At 56.6% G+C, this 19,494-nt stretch carries 12 protein-coding genes; 6 read left to right on the top strand and 6 right to left on the bottom strand.

Annotated elements, in window-relative coordinates:
* Nucleotides 1-143: 143 nt before the first annotated feature.
* Both PVT68_RS13470 and PVT68_RS13465 read right to left on the bottom strand, forming a co-directional pair.
* A complete protein-coding gene (locus tag PVT68_RS13470; RefSeq protein WP_280318867.1) occupies nt 144-1,118 on the bottom strand; it encodes a TRAP transporter substrate-binding protein in 975 nt (324 codons plus the stop codon).
* A 329-nt stretch (nt 1,119-1,447) separates the two neighbouring features.
* Nucleotides 1,448-2,431: a sugar kinase gene (locus PVT68_RS13465; protein WP_280318865.1), complete on the bottom strand. Its 984-nt coding sequence runs from the start codon at nt 2,429-2,431 to the stop codon at nt 1,448-1,450.
* A 401-nt stretch (nt 2,432-2,832) separates the two neighbouring features.
* On the opposite strand from PVT68_RS13465, the gene PVT68_RS13460 reads away from it, so the two are divergent.
* Nucleotides 2,833-3,540 (top strand): FadR/GntR family transcriptional regulator, encoded by a 708-nt coding sequence (locus PVT68_RS13460; RefSeq protein WP_280318863.1) that lies wholly within the window; start codon nt 2,833-2,835, stop codon nt 3,538-3,540.
* 54 nt (nt 3,541-3,594) lie between these two features.
* Here the strand turns inward: PVT68_RS13460 and PVT68_RS13455 are convergent, their stop codons facing one another.
* From PVT68_RS13455 to PVT68_RS13445, 3 genes are all read right to left on the bottom strand, one after another.
* Nucleotides 3,595-5,052 carry a mannitol dehydrogenase family protein gene (locus PVT68_RS13455; RefSeq protein ID WP_280318862.1) on the bottom strand — a complete coding sequence of 486 codons (1,458 nt, stop codon included), beginning with the start codon at nt 5,050-5,052 and terminating at the stop codon, nt 3,595-3,597.
* A gap of 113 nt (nt 5,053-5,165) precedes the next feature.
* Nucleotides 5,166-6,341 (bottom strand): mannonate dehydratase, encoded by a 1,176-nt coding sequence (gene uxuA / locus PVT68_RS13450; protein ID WP_280318860.1) that lies wholly within the window; start codon nt 6,339-6,341, stop codon nt 5,166-5,168.
* Nucleotides 6,342-6,889: 548 nt separating this feature from the next.
* The gene (locus PVT68_RS13445; protein WP_280318858.1) at nt 6,890-7,966 is read right to left on the bottom strand and encodes a DUF4861 family protein; all 1,077 of its coding nucleotides are present in this window, start codon (nt 7,964-7,966) and stop codon (nt 6,890-6,892) included.
* A 195-nt stretch (nt 7,967-8,161) separates the two neighbouring features.
* On the opposite strand from PVT68_RS13445, the gene PVT68_RS13440 reads away from it, so the two are divergent.
* The 5 genes from PVT68_RS13440 (at nt 8,162) to PVT68_RS13420 (ending at nt 17,543) form a co-directional block, all read left to right on the top strand.
* Nucleotides 8,162-9,454 (top strand): glycoside hydrolase family 88/105 protein, encoded by a 1,293-nt coding sequence (locus PVT68_RS13440; RefSeq protein WP_280318856.1) that lies wholly within the window; start codon nt 8,162-8,164, stop codon nt 9,452-9,454.
* A 43-nt stretch (nt 9,455-9,497) separates the two neighbouring features.
* The gene (locus PVT68_RS13435; RefSeq protein WP_280318854.1) at nt 9,498-10,271 is read left to right on the top strand and encodes a glucose 1-dehydrogenase; all 774 of its coding nucleotides are present in this window, start codon (nt 9,498-9,500) and stop codon (nt 10,269-10,271) included.
* Between the two features lie 89 nt (nt 10,272-10,360).
* On the top strand, nt 10,361-12,913 hold the full coding sequence (locus tag PVT68_RS13430) for a glycoside hydrolase family 2 protein (RefSeq protein WP_280318852.1): 2,553 nt from the start codon (nt 10,361-10,363) through the stop codon (nt 12,911-12,913).
* Nucleotides 12,914-13,263: 350 nt separating this feature from the next.
* Entirely contained in the window at nt 13,264-16,221 is a 2,958-nt protein-coding gene (locus PVT68_RS13425; RefSeq protein WP_280318850.1) for a TonB-dependent receptor, read from the top strand.
* 128 nt (nt 16,222-16,349) lie between these two features.
* Nucleotides 16,350-17,543: an alginate lyase family protein gene (locus tag PVT68_RS13420; protein ID WP_280318848.1), complete on the top strand. Its 1,194-nt coding sequence runs from the start codon at nt 16,350-16,352 to the stop codon at nt 17,541-17,543.
* 68 nt (nt 17,544-17,611) lie between these two features.
* On the opposite strand, the gene PVT68_RS13415 is transcribed toward PVT68_RS13420, so the two are convergent.
* Entirely contained in the window at nt 17,612-19,273 is a 1,662-nt protein-coding gene (locus PVT68_RS13415) for a right-handed parallel beta-helix repeat-containing protein (RefSeq protein WP_280318846.1), read from the bottom strand.
* Between the last annotated feature and the right edge of the window lie 221 nt (nt 19,274-19,494).

Here is a 19,494-nt window from a genome sequence, read left to right as displayed (position 1 = left end):
TTCGCATTTTGCTCTGTAGGAGCCTGCCTTGCAGGCGAACCGTTCGGAGCCTCAATCTGTTCGCCTGCAAGGCAGGCTCCTACAAGGTGGCACCACCCGTAGGTTGGGCAAAGCATCGCGTGCCCAACGTCACCGGTCGCGACTTAATTGATCGCTTTGATCTGCTTCAGCAGCTCACCCACTTCGGTGCCCTGGTAGCTGTCGTGCAGCGGCTTTACCGCATCGATAAAGGGCTGCTTGTCCGGGTAGATCACCTCGACACCGGCGGCCTTGACCGCAGCCAGGGATTCCTCGGTGGACTCTTGCCAGAGCTTGCGCTGGTAGGCCACCGCCTCTTCCACCGCCTGGCTCAGCCACGCCTGCTGTTGCGGCTCCAGCTTGTTCCACACTTCGGTGCTGATCAACAGCAGGTCCGGTACATAGGTGTGCTCGTCCAGGGTGTAGAACTTGGACACTTCGTAATGTTTGGAGAGGTAGAAGCTCGGCGGGTTGTTCTCGGCACCGTTGACCACACCCTGCTGCAGCGCGGTGTACAGCTCACCCCAGCTCACCGGGGTGGCAGCGCCGCCCAGGGTGTTAACCATCTTGATGGCGGTTTGGCTGTTCTGTACGCGAATCTTCTGGCCGTTCAGGTCTGCCGGCGTCTGCACCGCGATATCGTTCATGTAGAAACTACGGCTGCCGGCATCCAGGTAACCCAGGCCGCGCAGACGCGCGCGCTCGCAGGCGAGCAGCAGGTTTTTGCCGATATCACTTTGCAACACATTCCAGAAATGGTCGGAATCGCGGAATACGTAGGGAAGGTTGAAGACCTTCATCTCCGGCACAAAGCCCTCCATGGGGCTGGCGGAGACCTTGGTCATGGCCAGGCTGCCGATCTGTAGCAGCTCGATCAGCTCGCGCTCGCTGCCCAGCTGACCACCGGAATAGATATCGATCCGCATGGTACCGCCGGAAAGCTCTCCGAGGCGCTCGCCCATAAATACCATGGCACGGTGCACCGAGTGCTGCTGGTCCAGGGTGTGGGCCAGCTTCAGCGCCACCTGGTCTTCTTTGAAACCGCAGCTAGCCAGTATCAGGGTAGCGCCCGCCAGCGCCGCAGCACCCAGCTGCCGCATAAATCTTCTGCTTATCATCATCGTGACCTGCGATTTCTTTCTTATCGGGTACAGGTTTGTCGGTGTCGCCATCGCGGGAAAAGTCCCCGGGAGCAATGGCAGACCAAACTGGTCTTACCATCGTAACAACAAGTTATAAGGGGGTGCAATCCGCACGTGCGGATTTAGCCCCGGGCTCTGCCGCGTCTGCGGGAAACCTGCGCCATCCAGACACTCAAAACCAAGAGCCGTGAATGGGAGATGGATTTTACGTCAAATTGGCGACTTTTTGCGCGCAAATTTCCAATCCGGCCAAACCTGATCCGCCTGACCGGTCGCATCCGCCAGAATTACCCCTGTGCGACAGCCTCTCCTGGGCCGCCAGCGGCGGACGCGGAAAAGTAATCCGCCCGCGGAATAATCGCACCGCGGTGGCCAATCACCCGCGCAGCGCAGCGATTCCCCGCAACAATGGACTGCTCCGGACTAGCCCCCTGCAGGCGCGCAGCCAGATAGCCCGCATTGAAAGAATCTCCTGCGCCAGTGGTGTCCAGTACACTGCTCACCGCAGGCACTTCCACTTCGCTGCGCTCACTTCTGTACTGCAGCAGCACCGGCTCGGCACCGCGCTTGATCACCAGTTCGGCGACGCCGGCTGCAGTGTTGCGCTGCACACACTGTTCGGTGTCGGTGTCGCCCCACAGAGCCTGCTCGTCCTCGAAGGTCAGCAAAGCCATATCGGTTACCGCCATAAACTCCGCCACGGCGGTACGGGCCGCTTCCACCGAGCGCCACAGACGCGGGCGATAGTTACTGTCAAAGGCCACCCGGCCGCCGTTGGCGCGATACTCGCCCAAGAATGCCAGCAGCTCGGCGCGGGCTTCCGAGGTCATGATGGCGAGGGTAATTCCCGACAGATACAGGCAATCCATTTGCCGCAGATGCGCCTTGAGCTGTTCGCGGCGATCCACATCGGTGAACAGCTCACGGGCCGGGGCCTCGCCGCGCCAGTAGGTAAAGTAGCGCTCACCATCCGCGGTATTCTGGATCATATACAGGCCCGGGCAGCGGCCCGGCAGGCGCACGATGGCACTGGTGTCTATTCCCTCGCCGGCGAGGCGAGTAAGCACTTCCTCACTGTAGGGGTCGTCGCCCAGCAGGGTTACATAACTGACATCCACACCGCCGCGGGCGATATACACCGCGGTGTTGTAGGTATCGCCGGCATAGGACTGCGCCAGCAGAGGTCTACCTGCACCGCCCGACTGCGCCCCTTTTTCTGACGCCTGCGGCGCCAGTTCCACCATTACTTCTCCCAGTGCTGCCAGCTTCACGGCGCCCACCTCTGTTGTAGTTATCATCGACAGCCTTGGAATTACGCCTTTATCGCGCCAAGGCCTTACCAAAATTTTTTGCAGGTATAACCAATTTAACTGCGCAAGGCAACCGCTAGCGCACCGCCCAAGTCCCCAAAAAGAAACCCAAAACTGGTAATGCCACCTGACCAAATTATTCAGATTTTTCCCTGAAATACAATACGCTCACCGAACAAACCCTGCGAGCAACTTCTAAGGCTGGCGGGAATTCGCTAGAATCTTCAGGATATTGGGACTGGTGGTCAGACAGGTTTCACTCTCTCCACCACAATACTGCCCGCCATGCGGCAACTTATGGCCGCAACTAAGACGCTAACAAGCTAATTTCAGAAACAGATTCAGACACAGAGGCACGCCCCGTGGAACTGCAAGCAGTAAAAGCCGAAAGACTCTATTTAAAGGTTGCCGAGCAGCTCTCGCGACTCATTGCCAGTGGATCCATCAAACCCGGTGAGCGCCTGCCCTCCGAGCGGGTACTGGCCGACAAACTCGGCGTCAGCCGCCCCACCATCCGCGAAGCCATGATTGCCCTGGAAATTTCCGGTGTAATTGAAATCCGCACCGGATCCGGCATCTACGCCACGCAGAAGCAATACCAACAATCCCAGCCCGAAATCGGTGACAAGGGCGTCGGACCCTTCGAAATTCTGGAAACCCGCTTCATTATTGAGTCGGAAGCCTGCGCGCTGGCAGCGGCTCGCATCAGCAGTGATCAGATCCGTGAACTGAAACAGGCACTCAAGGAAATGGAAGAGGAAGAGAGTCGCGCGGACGCCTCAGAAAAGGCGGACTGGAAATTCCACAGCATCATTGCAGAGGCCTCCCAGAACACAGCCATCATCGGCATCGTCAACTGGCTGTGGGAGCTGCGCAACCAATCTGAACTCAGCACCGGATTTATGGAACGGCTGCGTGCCGAAGGCGTGCACCCTTCCATTGAGGATCACCGCAAGATCATTCTGGCACTGGAGCAGCGCAATCCGGAGAAAGCCCGTGCGGCCATGCGCAATCACATTGATAACGCCACCGCCGCTGCCGCCACTTACTTTGAACAGGATCCGGCCTGACTCAGCCATCGAGCAATGCACAGGAAGCCCGACTGCAATTGAGCGGGCTTTTAGCTACAAGGCTTGCAACAATTCCTCTCCCTGCAAACCCCCGATCAACCTCTCCACCCCACCTTCGATCAAGCGCGCTAACCGATCCTGCACCATCCCCAAAAAGGGCTCACCGCGGAGCAATGTCGCAGGCACGATACCGGCATGGGTGAGTAGTGCCCTCATCTGATCCAGTGTCGGAAAATTTTTCTGATGTTTCTGTCGTTGGAGCATTTCTACCAGCGGTTGCGCCGCGGGATCCCGCAGCTCAAATCTCTGCGCTGAAAATGTCCCGAGAAAAAGATAACCGAGCCAGGCGGCCACAACACCAGTGAGCAACGGGCTCTGCTCGCCGCGACGGGAACGCTCGGCAATCGGTTCCAGAATACGCTGGGGTAATTTCTGACTACTGTCGGACGCCACCTGCTGACAGGTATAAGGTACCGAGGGATTGGAAAAGCGGTCGAGCAAGGTTGTGCAGTACTGTTCGAGGTCGATATCCGGTAATGCTTCCAGCGTCGACAACATTTCCCTCCGCATCAGCGCCATCACAAACCATCTTATTTGACGATCAGTGGCGGCCTCGTAGATATAAGTATATCCGCGCAGCGCACCGAGAAATGCCAGTGCCGAATGACTGCCATTCAGCAAGCGTAATTTCATCCGTTCATAGGGCGCAACATCGGCCACCACACTGGCACCAGCTGAGCGCCAATCCGGTGTGGGGGCAACAAAATTGTCTTCGATCACCCACTGGCGAAAATTCTCGCTGAGTAAACAGGCGGTATCCCGGTAGCCGGCATGGCTCTGAATATTCTCGGCAATATCATCACTGGTGGCGGGTACCATGCAGTCGACCATGGTGCTGCAGAAACCGACTTCCTGGGCGATCCAACTGACAAGACTGCTGTCCTGCAGGCGCGCCGCGGATAACAGGCAGTCCCGCAACAGGGCACCGTTATCGGACAGGTTGTCACAGCTCAACAGGTTGAAACCCGGTAGTCCACGATCCCGACGCAGGCGACAGGCGGCCAACAGAAAACCCACCAGAGTTTTCGGCGCAGCCGGATGCAAGACATCGTGCACGATCTCCGGGTGGGATAGATCCAGTTCACGACCACCAGGCTTCAGGCAGTAACCTTTCTCGGTGACTGTCACGGTTACGACGCTGGTTGATTTGGCAGCCAGAGCGTCGATCACCGCCGTGGGATTTTCCGGTGCAACCAGCACTTTCGCCACGGCGCCGACTACACGCAGGTTTTCGCGATCTGCAGTTCGCTCGCAAAGGGTATATAGGCAATTCTGCGACTGCATGCGATCGCGCATATCCGGATTGCGCAGGCTCACCGCGGTAATGCGCCAGTCGCCGCCGGACTGTCGCAATATTTCATCCACATACACCGCCTGGTGCGCGCGGTGAAAATTGCCGATACCGATATGCACAATGCCACAGCCCAGTTCCGAGGGATTGTACCCGGGCATAGTTACCCCATTTCCGACAGTGTTCTCTTTTTCGGCAACCGCCTTAAGGAACTGCAGATACAACGTTGAATTCTGGGTGGCAGAGCGCTTCGCTAGCGTAGGCATAAATCACCTTAGCCGATACTTTTCAACGCGTGGATAACTCCACGTAGCTCCGCCAACCCCTTGAGACGGCCTACGTAGGAGTAACCCGGCTTTGCCGAGCCCACTTGCAGCTCGTCCGCCATCAGGTGGCCGTGGTCCGGGCGCATGGGAATTTCGCAGCTATCGCCAGCACCACGGCGGCGGCTTTCTTCGTCCAGTAGTGCGCGAATCAGTCCGACCATATCGTTGTCACCAGCGAGGTGATCAGATTCGTAAAATGACCCATCCGCTTCGCGGATCACGTTGCGCAGGTGCACAAAGTAGATACGCTCGGCAAACTCGCGGGTCATTGCCACCAGATCGTTGTCCGCGCGGGCACCAAAGGAACCCGCGCACATGGTCAGCCCATTGGATCGACTGGGATAGGCAGCGAGCAGCGCGCGCGCGTCTTCCGCGGTGGACACTACCCGCGGCAAACCGAACAGGGAGAAGGGAGGGTCGTCGGGGTGAATACACATTTTCACTCCGACAGACTCCGCTGCGGGAATAATTTCCCGCAGAAACAGAAACAGGTTTTCGCGGAAGCGTTCTGTACCCAGTGCGTTAAACAACTGAATCGATTCGCGAATACTGTCGCGATCGTGGGAGCCTTCACCACCGGGCAGGCCGGCAATGATGTTGCGCTCCAGCTGCGCGAGCTCTTCGCCATTCATCTGTTGCACGTAGGCGTTTGCGCGCTCAATCACTTCCGGCGGGTAGTCACTCTGGGCGCCGGGCCGCTTGAGCACATGAACATCGTATGCGGCAAAGTCGGTCATTTCAAAGCGCAGGGCCTGACTGCCGTTGGCCAGGGTGTAATTCAGGTTGGTGCGGGTCCAGTCCACCACCGGCATAAAGTTGTAGCAGATAGTCGTAATGCCCGCGTTGCCGGCATTGATCACGGACTGACGATAGTTCTCGATCATCCGGTCAAATTCGCCAGTGCGCGCCTTGATATCGTTGTGCACCGGGATACTTTCAATGACGGACCAGCTCAGCCCCTCAGCCTCGATCATGGCCTTGCGCTGCTGAATGGCTTCTTCCGGCCACAGCTCGCCCGCTGGAATGTCGTGGAGCGCACTCACAATTCCTGTCGCCCCTGCCTGGGCGATATGCCGCAGGGTGATTCCGTCATCTGGTCCAAACCAGCGCCATGTCTCTTGCATCGGACTATTCCTGTTCATTCTTCTACCAGGGTCTTTCATCGCGAGCCGCAGCTCCAGCGCCAGGTTGCGATTCGATATTCAAACATGCAACTGGTAAGACCACCGGACCAATTAAACTCAGTTTTGCGATGAATGACAAGTGCCACCTTCAGCAAAGCCCACCTTTAGTCGAAACCCGCACACAAAACAGTCTGTTTTTATGTATAGAAGTGGACTTACAAGAGGGAAAAGCGAGTTAACGAATACGCTCTAACCAAAAAACCTAGTGGCAAGACGGTAAGACCAGAAAAGGCTATTCACATTTGCCATGCCGGCAATTCATCGCCGAAAAAAAAGCCCCACGAGGTGGGGCAAAAATGTTGGCGGAGAGAGAGGTAGAGAGAAAACCGAATCCAGTGACCCGAGATCACCGAGCGCGAGGCGGTCCATTTCGTCAAACGGCTGGTTTTCTCTACTCATGGCCCATACAAAACTGTAGTTACAGCTGTCGGCGCTTTGAAGATATTGCCTTTTCGCTTCTTAACGCTTTGCGAGTTATTAAAAATTTTTTAATTGTCGATGGAACTACTGTCCGTGCTGACAACGGCATTACTTTTACTCAGCGCCAGCGCCGTCGCATTCAGGTAAGCAACAAACTGCTCGCGGTTCTGAACATTCTCATCGCGCCATACCGCGGCAAACTGATACTGCACCTCGCTGCCGCCGTTCAACAGCACCAGGTGGTTGTATTCGTCATCGGTAATCTGTTGCAGATCTTCATTGCGGAAAAAGATCGCCATGCCCAGATTATCGCCCGCAAGACTCTGCGCGCCCCAGGTGGCCAGATAACCCCACTCGCCGCTGTCGTGCGCAGAAACCAGCGGTTCCAGTCCGTGTCGTACGATACCGGTGGCCCAGGTTTCCGCTGGAGTTTCCATTTTTGTGTGTACCTGGGTCAGCCGGGAGCCGGGCGCAATGCGCAGGGTCATCTCAAGATCCCGCTCACCCCCTGCGGCTTTCCAACCGCTGTATTGCAACTGCACACCGGAAGCGTCGGCTTCGTTAAACACACTCACCGATGCGCTGGCGAACTGTCGCACTCCTTCCAGCTTGCCCTGGTGCCAGACACCGACACCGCCAATACCCAAGGATGGCCCGACTTTCAGTACGTCCATTCCCCAGTCGGCTAGCGCGTGATAATCGGTTCCGTCCTGGCCCACCTGAGGAAGTACCAGTTGGGGTTTCGTCTTGCCAAAAATATCGATGGCCGCGCGCTCATCGAAATAGAGCCGGTAGGCCACCTGCTCTGACTCCCAGCCGGGGCCTTCATATTTGAACAGCCGGTTGCCAATCTGGTGGTCGTCCGGCAGCTGCATAAATTCCACCGGCACATATTCACCGCCCTGCAACTTGCCATCCTCTCCTGGCACTCCGCCGCGGCGCACCGCCAGCTCCGCATAGGTACCAATAGCCGCCCCTGGCGCGGTACCGTACGTTGAAGTCGACGATGCGCTCTGCGCGGCAATCTGAACTGGTACAGGTTCAGAATGCGCCGCCGCTTGCGAATCGCTGTTGTCAGCGCAACCACTGATCGAGATCAGAGTGGCGGTCGCCACCAGTACTGCCTTCTGCGTGAAATCCAACATCATAGCTCCCCAACCTAGACTTTATGGTAAGGCCAACATACACTACCGAAACTGGTATTACCACATGACCAAAATGAAAGCAGTGGCGATGCGGAGATAGCGACCCGTATCAGCACTCGGCCGCCATGCACGATACGATCGTGCCAAGTGGCTGGGGCAACCAGCAAAACGGATAACAGTAATAAAGGTGGCATCATGACCCTGAACCGAAGCCTGCAACTCGGGCTGGGACTGCTGATCGGCGGTCTCTGCACCAGTATTCACACCTCTGCCCACGCGTTTGCCAGTGCCAGTGGGGCAGCCAAAGCAGAGTACTGGCCCGAGCCGGTTGCCTGGCAGGCACCCGCGGCTGAAGTTCCATCCTATGGCGACAAGCTTTCTCCGGCGCTCACCAAAGCGGACATCACCGCCGCCGCCAACCGCGTGGCGGACTGGCAACTCAGCCAGTACGACCTGCGCAGCAATATGATGCGCCCGGAAGGCCGCGCCAGCGGACTCCCACAGGGCTGGATGTACGCGACCTGGCAGATCGGCCTGCTGGAATGGGCCAAAGTCAGTAAACAATTGCCCTACGAGCAGGCGGTGATCAATAACTCCTCCGTCAACCAGTGGCTGCTGGGCCCGCGGGTACACCACGCCGATGATCACGCAATGGGCGCGGTTTACCTGGATCTATACGAGCGTATGGGCGGCGAGGAAAAAATCGCGCACCTGAAGCAGCAGTTCGACAAGGTGCTGGCGAATCAACCAGACACCAGCCTCTACTTTGATAACCAAGACAAATTCCATCAGGACCTTGCTCACCGCAATTTCGACGACCCTTCCTGTACCGTGCGCTGGTGCTGGGCCGATGCCATCTTTATGGCACCGCCGGTATGGGCGGAGTTGGCTCGCATTACCGGCTCGCAAAAATACCTGGACTTTATGGATAAAGAATTCTGGGTGACCACCAACTACCTATATAACACCGACGAAAAACTGTACCTGCGCGACAGCCGCTATTTCGAGCGCAAAGACAGCAAGGGACGCCTGATTTACTGGGGCCGGGGCAACGGTTGGGTGCTTGCAGGTATTGCCCGCACGCTCAAAGCGCTGCCGGACCACTTTGCGGAAAAAGAACGTTACGCAACCCTGTTCCAGGAAATGAGCGCACGCCTGGTAGATCTACAACAGAAAGACGGCAGCTGGCCCTCTTCGCTACTGGAGATCGAGGAGCAATCACCGCCGGAATCCAGCGGCACCGGCCTGCTGGTATACGCACTGGCCTGGGGTGTAAACAACGGTTTACTGAAAGACGAGAAATACGTGAACGCGGTACACAAGGGCTGGGCTTCACTGGTCGCTAGCGTGCAGCCGAATGGGAAACTCGGCTGGGTACAGCAGGTCGCCTTTGCACCGGGCTCCGCCACCGCAGACGACACCCAGCTTTACGGTACCGGCGCGCTGCTATTGGCGGCATCGGAAGTTACCCAACTCGACGATCAATAACACCTCGCGTAACGCAACTCGAAGTAAAAGGAGGGGGCGCAGTATGACCGATTACCTGCAGCAACAGTTTGGCCTGCACGGCAAGGTCGCCATGGTGACCGGCGCCAGCCGCGGGCTGGGCAAGGCCATGGCACTTGCCCTTGGCCGCGCCGGTGCGCGTGTGATTGTGGTGGGCTCAACCCCCGCCAGCGCCGAAAATGCAACCCGGGAACTGAACAGCGAAAACGTGGAAGCCATCGCGCTCGGCTGTGACCAGTCCAAACCGGAGCAAATCAACGCACTGTTTCGAGAAGTGGAGTCTCGATTTGGCCGCCTGGATATTCTGGTCAATAACGCCGGCACCATCCGCCGCGCACCCGCGGTCGACTATTCCGATGAGGACTGGAACGCGGTGATGGATACCAACATCAACGGCGTGTTCAGAATGTGCCGTGCCGCCGGTGCGATGATGCTGAAACAGCGCGCAGGCAAGATCATCAATATTGCCTCCCTGCTCAGTTTTTCCGGCGGTATTACCGTGCCCGCCTACGCCGCCAGTAAAGGCGCTGTGTCGCAACTTACCAAGGCACTGGCCAACGAGTGGGCGGCGAGCAATATTCAGGTTAACGCCATTGCTCCTGGCTATTTCGCCACCGACAACACCGCCAACCTGCGCGCCGATGCCGAGCGCAATGCAGCCATCAGTGCGCGTATTCCTGCCGGTCGCTGGGGCAACCCGGAAGATCTTGCCGGTGCCGCGGTTTTTCTCGCGTCTCCCGCCGCCGACTATATGAATGGTCACATCATGCTGGTGGATGGGGGCTGGATGGCCCGCTGACGCACTGCCTATGACGGGCCCAAAGAGGCCCGCGCCCAGTGCCCCCCGGGCAAAAAAATAAAATTCTCTAGCGAGTATGAGAGCACGCGATGAAAATCCATTTTGGCAGCGGTATGAACCCCCTGCACCTTCTCACCCGATACAAAATTTCCACTCTTTTCAGCCGCCACTGCGGAGCGCTGCTGAGCTTGAGCCTGGCAGCCCTGATCGCCGGCTGCACAGCTGAAGCAGGTGCGGATCTGAAAGCCCGGCAACTGTGGGAAACACACAACTTCAACAGCGGCTGGCTTTACCTGCAGGACGACGTACCCCACAACGGTGAGCAGGTGCTACCGGTTTTCCCGAGTGCGGATACGGCAGACAACAGCGACTGGGAGCAGGTCACCCTGCCCCACACCTGGAATGCCACCGACACCGTGGATGCCACGCCGGGATACCGGCGCGCAGCCAGCTGGTACGCGAAAACCTTTACCGCCGATACCAACAGCCGCTATCGGATGTATTTTGAATCCGCCAACATGGTGGCCGAGGTATTCGTCAACGGACAGAAGGTGGGTGAACATGTGGGCGGCTATATCGGTTTTGACATCGAGTTGACGGAAGCACTCAAGCGCGGCACGACCAACGAAATACTGGTAAGGGTTTCCAACGAGTACGACCGCAACCTGATTCCCTCGCAAAAAGCGGACTTCTTTCTGTTCGGCGGGCTTACCCGGGATGTGTGGCTGCAGCGACTGCCAGAGGCGTTTATTGAGCGCGTCGCGGTGACCACCCCCAAAGTCAGCCATCGGGCAGCACAAACCCATGTGGATATTGAAGTAGACCGTGGCAATTCCAGCGAGACACTCGCGCTTGAGCTGCGCCTGCTGGATGCCAACAAGCAGGAAATCCAGCGGGCAAGCACCCAGCTCAACGTGGCTTCCGCGAACGACACACCCGTTCGTATCGACCTGGCAGAGCTGAAAAATCCGCAGCTCTGGTCACCCGACGCCCCCAATCTCTACACCGTCGAGGTCACACTCAAAGACGCCGACGGCAATATCCGGCACCAGCGGAATGAATCCTTTGGCTACCGCTGGTTCGAGATGCGCCCCAACCAGGGTTTCTTCGTCAACGGCGAGCGCATTCTGATTCGCGGTACCCACCGCCACGAAGAACACGCGGGGATGGGCCCCGCCATGTCCAACACAATGCACCGCAACGATATGCAGCAGATCAAGGATATGGGCGCGAACTTCGTGCGCCTGGCCCACTATCCACAGGACCCGGAAGTCTATCGCGCAGCCAATGAGCTGGGGCTGATTCTGTGGGACGAACTGCCCTGGTGCCGCGGCGGCAAAGGTGGCGAGGAGTGGGAAGCCAATACCGAGCGCCTGCTGCGAGAACAGATTGCCCAGAACTACAACCACCCCAGCATCGCCTTTTGGTCGTTGGGTAATGAGATGTACTGGGAAGAGGACTTTGCCGGTGGCGGTTCCGATGAACAAGTTCTGCCGTATCTCAAACACCTGAACAGTGTTGCCAAAGCGCTGGACCCCAGCCGCATGACCACCATCCGCAAGTACTATCCTGGCGCGGACGTGGTGGACGCCTTCTCTCCGTCGATCTGGGCGGGCTGGTACGGTGGCGCCTATGGCCAGTACGCTGCCGCGCTGGAAGATGCCATGGGTAAATACCCCACCTTCCTGCACATGGAATACGGAGGCTCCGGGCATAAGGGACGGCACACGGAAAGGCCACTGGATGAACGCGGGATACCCGATGCCCAGGTATCCGTTACCGAAGCGATGAACCAGGCGGTAGTCAAAAGTATCGCCAAAGACAGCGACTGGAATGAAAACTATATCGTCAACCTGTTTGACTGGCATTTGTCTGTCAGCGAAAGTACGGAAAACTTTGCCGGTAACGCCCAGTGGGCCTTCAGGGACTTCGGCACGCCACTGCGCCCGGAAAACCCTCTTCCCTACATCAATCAGAAAGGCCTCACCGACCGTGCAGGTAATCCCAAGGATGCCTACTACGTCTTCGCCAGCTACTGGGCCAAGCAACCCTTCTGCCACATCGAATCTCACAGTTGGACCGTGCGCTATGGCCCGGAAAACGGTCGCCCGGTAAAAGTGTATTGCAACACCGATACCGCAGAACTCTTCCTGAATGGCAAAAGTCTCGGCAGCAAGGAGCGCCGCCCCGGCCAGTTCCCAGCACACGGCCTTGTGTGGCAGGTGCCCTTCCAGGAGGGAGAGAACCAACTGCAGGTATTGGGCAAGGTACGCGAAGACGGGCAGTCGGTGGAAGATGCCTACCGTCTCACCTATTACCTGGGTGAACCGGCAAAAACCGAGCAGGTCGCGCTTACCGCCAAACGCACCGCAGAAGATACCTACCTGATTACCGCCGAAGCCCAGGATAAGCAGGGGCGGCGCGCAACGGAGTTCAGTGAACGCGGTTACTTCTCGATACTAAACGGCGGCGGGCAACTGCAGGAAAATCAGGGCACCTACACCGGCTCATCCACCATCGAGATGGCCAATGGGATTGCCACTATCGAGTTCACACCGGGTGAGCGACCTGCAGTGGTGGAATTCCGCACCCAGAATATCAAGGGTGTCTATATTGATCTGCCCGCCGCTCGCGCTCACTGACGCGGACCTGAATCTACCCGGGCCCGGCAAGTCCCACTTGCCGGGCCCGGGTAGATTCACTTTCCCCCACTGAATTCGCCCCTCCTTTCTATTCCCACTGGCGAAAGTCTATTGCCACTGGCGAAAGCTGGCCTGCATTGGCACAACCGCGCAATTTGCCGCCCGCGCGGCGCACGCCTCTGAATAAATCTCCCCCAAAGAAATTGGATAGATGGTAAGGCCACTTGACTACCTTTTGAATTTGTTTGAATATCTCCCAGCCTGTCCAAATTAGTAGCGATGAATAGGTACTGACATAGGTACCCGTCAGGAAACGATGAAAATAAAAACGGACCTTTGAGGGCCTGAGCATGACTAGCAACCGAATATTCCCGATTAGCCCGGTATTCACCAAAACTCTGCTGAGTACCGTAATCGCACTGACAACCGCACCAGCACTGGCACAGCAAACAGATACGCTGGAGGAGGTGGTCGTCACAGCCCAATTCCAGCGCAACCTGGACAACGCACTCGACACCAAACGCAATGCATCCACCATTGTCGACGGCATTTCCGCGGACGACATCGGCACCCTGCCGGCACTGGATATGGGCGAAGCCCTGCAGGCGGTGGCCGGGGTCCAACTCAACCGCGAAGGCGAGCGCCGCGAATCCAGTATCAACCTGCGCGGTATGCCTTCCGGTTTCGTGAAAACCACCGCCAACGGCCAGACCTTCGCCAGCCCGTCACGCAGCAACAAGGCCTTTGGAGCGCCCAACCCGTTCGGCGCGTTTGACCCTGCGGTATTCAACGGCACCAATGTGATCAAGACCCAGACCGCGGCCATGCAGGAGGGCGGTATTGCCGGCACGGTAGATCTGATACTGCCGCGAGCACTGGACAAGAAGGACGGCCGCCTGGATCTGTCGGTAGCCGGTCGTAGTGAACAACTGGCCGATGCGCTGGATGCGGAAATGGTTCTGTCCGGTTCCAAACATCTGATTACCGACAAGCTCGCGGTGACCGCGACCCTCGCCACCTCCGAACAAACGTTCCGCCGCGACACTATCAAGGTCAATCGCTACGACAATATTCCCGCCAATGGGAATTTTGTCGGTGCCAACGGCGAAGATTTCGCGACCTGGAAGGCCAACAATAATCTGCCAGATAACGCCATAGTGAAAATGCCAGGCGAGCTGCGCCAGGGCTCGGAGATCAATGAAGGTACCCGCACCTCGTTCTCCGGCGGTATCGAATTCCAGGCCAACGACAATCTCAAGCTCGGCATGAATGTGCTCTACACCGAACGCGACATGGACGAGAACGGACAGCAGGAAATTGACCTGCGCACACGCAGCAGCGGCACCAAGATCACACCGAACAGCGCCCCCCGCGATACCGGTACCGTCGATAGCGACGGCAATCCCATTTTTACCGTCACCGACATCCTGTTCGACGATGTGGATTACCGCTACACCTCCCGTACCTGGGACACCCTTGAGCAATCCCAGGCGGTACTGCTGGACGCAGAATGGGCCAATGATGACTGGACTGTGGACGGCCTAGTGTCATTCACATCGGCGGAAAACAACTGGAACGAACTCTTTTATACCCCTTACTACCGCGCGGGCAGCAGCGGCATCTCCGGCCGCCTGTATACCGGCGAGGGCAACATCGGCAACTACCTGTTTGAGCTGCAGAACGTCGACAACCTAGACCTCAATGGCGAGTGGCGGGTTCTGGACACCCTGAGTAGCGCCGGTGAAGTCACTCAGGTAGACAACACTAATATCCGCGCACTGATCACCGGAACCTATGAAACCCTGGAAACCGAGGCCAATGCATTCGAGTTCAATGCCAAACGTGAACTGGAACTGCCCGGGGTATCCGCACTCAGCTTTGGCTACCGCTTTTCCAGCGAATCTCAGGATTCCGATCGCCTGCGCAGCTCCCCCACCGGCGTGGACCTGAATGGACTACTTACCAACGATATGCGCGGAAACCCAGCCTATGTCAGCGAAGGCAACTTCTTCGGCGGTGAGGCCAACGGCTTTGCTGGCGCCGGTGCTGGCTGGTATGCCATTGATGTCGACAGACTCAACGCACTGGTCGCCGCCACGATTGGCGAGGTCGCGCCGGACCCGGTGACCGGCGAGCAGCCAGTCCGCGTACCCAGCACGGACCTGATTGCGCGCGGCGGGCAACAGAATGCCGGTCTCGTCTACGACGTCGAACTCGATACCCACGCGCTGTACCTGATGACCGATCTGGATTTCTCCATCGCCGGGCTGCCGGTTACCGGTAACCTCGGTGTGCGCTATGTGAATTCCGAGCAGACGGCGTCATCCCCCTATTACGCGTTCGGTGCTACGGACATCAACAACCCGGAGCAGCGCAGGGTGGAAAACGATTACGACTTCCTGCTACCCAGCATGAACCTGGCAATGGACCTGCGAGAAGACCTGGTACTGCGCGTGGCCTATGGCGAGTCCATCTCACGGCCCAATGTGCGCGCCGCCACCCCGGCGACAATGATTTCTACCCGACCTGGTGAAGTGATCGTGCAGCTTCCCGGCGCCGATGTAGAACCCTTTTCCGCGCGCTCCTATGACATTTCCCTGGAGTGGTACAACCGCGAGGGCAGTGCCATCACCTTCGCGGCATTCCAGAAAGACATCGAAAACTTCTTCACCAGCGTTGCCAGCTGTGACCCGGATCTCCTGTCCGCGTACAACCTGGACTTGGGCGGCCTCTCCGTGACTGGCGGCAACTGTGTGACGAATGGTGCGGATGCCTACGATGCCATCGATGCGGGTTATATCGCGGCGGGAGACCAGATCAGTATCAGCAAGATTCAGAATGTGGATGAGCAGATCCAGGTTCAGGGCTACGAGGTTTCCATTCAGCAGAACCTGAGCTTCCTGCCTTATCCATGGAATGGCTTTGGCGGCATTGTGAACTACTCCAGTACCTCACAGGATTCACCGCTGGAAGCGCGTATTCCCGGCATTTCCGATGACACTTACAACGTGATCGGTTACTACGAAGATGGTCCCTTCGGTATTCGCCTCGCCTACAACTATCGCAGTGAATACGAGCTGGAAAGTGTCGGCACGTTCAATGGTGAGGGGAACAAGAACGTGAAGGCTGCTGGCCGCCTGGATTTATCTGCTTACTACAATGTCACCGATAACTTCAGCCTGTCGCTGAAGGGTTACAACCTGACCGAGGCACTGTACGAGGAATACCAGGATACCGAATTCCAACCTCGCGCCACTCACTTCGACGGTCGCATCTTTGTACTGCAGGCGAAGTACAACTTCTTCTAAACATGCATGCCTGATAGGAATTGGGGCCTTCTTGGCCCCAATATTTTTTACCATTCCGACAATCGCCACCATACTGCCGTTCATCACAATCTGACCAAGTCAGGAACGGAAGTGTGCGGAGTTTATATATGCACAAAATCCTACCCAGTCTAATCCTGTCAATGCTTCTGCCTCTGACAACTTTCGCCCAACCGTCACAGCTCTTCCTCTACGATGCAGACACATTACTGCAACTCAAGGACAATCAGAACGAGCAGCCAGAACCGGCATTGGGACTATTGATCAAGCGCGCGAATGCGGCTCTCAAAAATCCAATTCGGTCTGTCACGCAAAAACAACGACTGCCCGCCAGTGGCAATCCAAATGACTATTTCAGCATAGGACCTTACTGGTGGCCCAATCCAGATTCAGAAGACGGACTTCCCTTTATCCGCAAAGATGGTGAGCGCAACTACGCGACTCTGGAGCAGATCCCCGACAGCCAGCTGTTGCGAGATTTTGTGCAGGACGTCAGTAATCTTGCCGTCGCTTACCATCTGACGGGTGATCGGCGCTATGGCGAAACCGCGATCAAACATCTGCAAGCCTGGTTTATCCACCCGGCTACGCGTATGAACCCGAATTTCGAGCACGCACAAGCCGTACCTGGAGTGGCTAGCGGACGTGGGTTCGGCATCATCGAGGGACGCTTCCTGATTCATATTCCGGATACCGTACAACTACTAGGCGATGCACTCAGTGAGAATGATCGCGATCGGATCATTCAGTGGTTTTCCGATCTAAACCAGTGGATGCTCACCAGTGAAAACGGCAAAGCCGAAAATGACTGGCACAACAACCACGGCACCTGGTTTGATGCCCAGGTGGTAGCGTATGCCCTTTTTACTGGCGATCTGGAGACCGCTCGCACGCAGTTGAAAGTGACCCAGGAACGCAGGATCACCCAGCACTTCGATGCCGATGGAAAGCAGCCGGCGGAATTCGAACGCACCCGGCCCTGGCACTATGCCAACTTCAATCTGGAGGCGTACAACCTGTTGGGACAATTTGGCCGGCAGCTCGGTGTAGATATCTGGGGCTACAGCCGCGGCAATATCAGTTTGCATCGCGGGTATTCCCTGATTGCAAATTATCTCCTGGAGCCAGAGAGCTGGCCTTTCAAGGAGCTGTACGGGATGGACATCAAGGCAGCACATGCGACCATGTACTACGCGCAGAATGCCTACGGCGATAAAATTTTCAGTCAGGCGCTGGAGAAAATACTCAGCGAAAGCAGTGACAGTATCGTGAATACCGATCCGCGGTTGTGGCCGATTCAGTAATCCCGCAATAAAAAAGGCCAATCATTCGGGTAACCGCAATGATTGGCCTTTTTTATTTTTGCAATTACTTACTGGATAGAATTTTTCGCAGTGGTGGACTGGCTGCTGGAGAGGCCTTTGGAAAGATCACTAGAAAGATCACTAGAAAGATCCTGGAAACGACTTCTGGAAAGTCGCTTCGACAACTGCATCTGATAAAGCGACGGTTGATCGCTGATCGCCTGGTTCATCGCAACAATATCGGCGCCTGGTCCATAGTCGACGGCTACCTTTCTGTTCCCGTATACACCATAAATATTCGCATTGGGTCCATCGGCTACGCCATCGAGTGTGATGCTGGTCTCCTCTTCAAATTCATTGGAAAAAACCAACCGTATATTCCAGAAGGTGTTGTCCGCGCCGTGGGTCGGCTTCCAGTAGCCGGCACCACCACCTTTAAACGCAGGGTACCTGCGCTCACTGATTTCCTGCTCGTTCAGATCAACATACATCGTAATATTGTCGAAAAGGTTCTGATGATTGGCACCGGAATGTTGATCCAGAATCGGACGCTGATCGACAGTAGAATCCGTATACACACTCTTGGTGGAAAATGTATTGAAGCTCAACGGGTGAATCACAAGATTCTGCACATGCAGGTTATCCACCAGCACATTATGTGTATCGCCCATAGCCACGCTGTAGTGCGCCTTGTGATTGCCTGACGTGGTAACGTTTCTGATCGTCAGGTTAGCGACTTCTTCTGTAAGCACGCCACTGTCTGCATTGATGATGTTCACATTGCGAACCCATCCGTCGTATACCCGGGTCAGGTATATGCCGTTAAAGCCCTCCTCTACATGGTGCGCCACATACGCTGAGGGTGGAAATTCGATAGTGAAGTTTTCCAATCCAACATTCTGTAGATAAAGCTTTTGTGTGATATCCGTGGTAAACCCCTGGATATCATGCAGCAAGGGATCGGAAAGCTCGACCGTATTACCTTCTATCGTCACAATTCTGGATGCTTGCGAAACCAGCGGGCGCGACGGAAATGCCCAGTGATGGCTGCCTACCTTGTCGACACCCGGATACAGTGCTTTCAGCAGCGGTGATTCGCGTCCGGCACGGTTATACCAGTTGATATTGATAACCTGCCCCACCTCAAGCGTGCCTGCCGATTTTACCTTCAGCCGGCGCTCCCCGCGCTTGCCGGCAACCGGCTGTGCGTTTACCGCCACCGGCATATCGTACTTGTCGAGGTACGCCTTTACCCGCTCACCAGGCTTGCGCGCCCAGATATAGCCACCGGCCCAGGCATACTGGGTAAAGGGCAGGTCGATATTGTTCTGCTCCTCTCGCTGGCGCTTGTCCATTTCCGTAAGGTATTCGCGGAGCTCCGAAAGTTCGGGCGGATCCGGCAGCAAACGCAGTGGCCGAGGGAAATATAGCTGGGTCTTTTGCTGACCGGCACCGCGCAGAATCAGGTTATCCCGCTGTAAATACAGGATGTCACTGAGAATAAAGCGTCCGGCTGGCATCTCGACCGCAACCGGCCCGAGAAAGCGATCTGCAGCCGCTAGTGCAGCAAGAAATGCCTTTGAATCATCGAGGCCATCATCGGGAACCGCACCAAATTCGCTGACATCGATTGTTTTGCGAACTTCAAACGTCAACGGCGTTCCGCCGTTCTTGTAGCCAGCATAAGAAAAGTCGGGCAACTCATGCACAGGCAGAGCTTCGGCGCTCACTGCTTCTACAACCGCTCCCGACTCCACTGTCGCGAGTGCAAAGCCGCAAAACAACGCGACCAGCACACCACCAGCCCCTGATATTGTTAACGTTTTACGAATTTTCAATCGATATCTCAAAACGGCCCTCCCGCAAATCTGTCGGCACACGAATCAATGTAAGATGGTCATACCACTTTACCATCAGCCAAGCTTGATTCATACTGTACCAGCTATCACAC

Origin of the sequence: Microbulbifer bruguierae (assembly GCF_029869925.1) — a bacterium.
GTDB classification, from domain to species: domain Bacteria; phylum Pseudomonadota; class Gammaproteobacteria; order Pseudomonadales; family Cellvibrionaceae; genus Microbulbifer; species Microbulbifer bruguierae.
Note: the sequence above shows the minus strand (reverse complement) of the source record. Positions and strands in the feature narration are given on the sequence as shown.

Excerpts from the sequence above, each read along its gene's own strand:
- PVT68_RS13470 (WP_280318867.1), bottom strand. The coding sequence starts at position 1,118 with ATGCGGCAGCTGGGTGCTGCGGCGCTGGCGGGCGCTACCCTGATACTG.
- PVT68_RS13455 (WP_280318862.1), bottom strand. The coding sequence starts at position 5,052 with ATGCCCGGGTACAATCCCTCGGAACTGGGCTGTGGCATTGTGCATATC.
- uxuA (WP_280318860.1), bottom strand. The coding sequence starts at position 6,341 with ATGCAAGAGACATGGCGCTGGTTTGGACCAGATGACGGAATCACCCTG.
- PVT68_RS13445 (WP_280318858.1), bottom strand. The coding sequence starts at position 7,966 with ATGTTGGATTTCACGCAGAAGGCAGTACTGGTGGCGACCGCCACTCTG.
- PVT68_RS13440 (WP_280318856.1), top strand. The coding sequence starts at position 8,162 with ATGACCCTGAACCGAAGCCTGCAACTCGGGCTGGGACTGCTGATCGGC.
- PVT68_RS13435 (WP_280318854.1), top strand. The coding sequence starts at position 9,498 with ATGACCGATTACCTGCAGCAACAGTTTGGCCTGCACGGCAAGGTCGCC.
- PVT68_RS13430 (WP_280318852.1), top strand. The coding sequence starts at position 10,361 with ATGAAAATCCATTTTGGCAGCGGTATGAACCCCCTGCACCTTCTCACC.
- PVT68_RS13425 (WP_280318850.1), top strand. The coding sequence starts at position 13,264 with ATGACTAGCAACCGAATATTCCCGATTAGCCCGGTATTCACCAAAACT.
- PVT68_RS13420 (WP_280318848.1), top strand. The coding sequence starts at position 16,350 with ATGCACAAAATCCTACCCAGTCTAATCCTGTCAATGCTTCTGCCTCTG.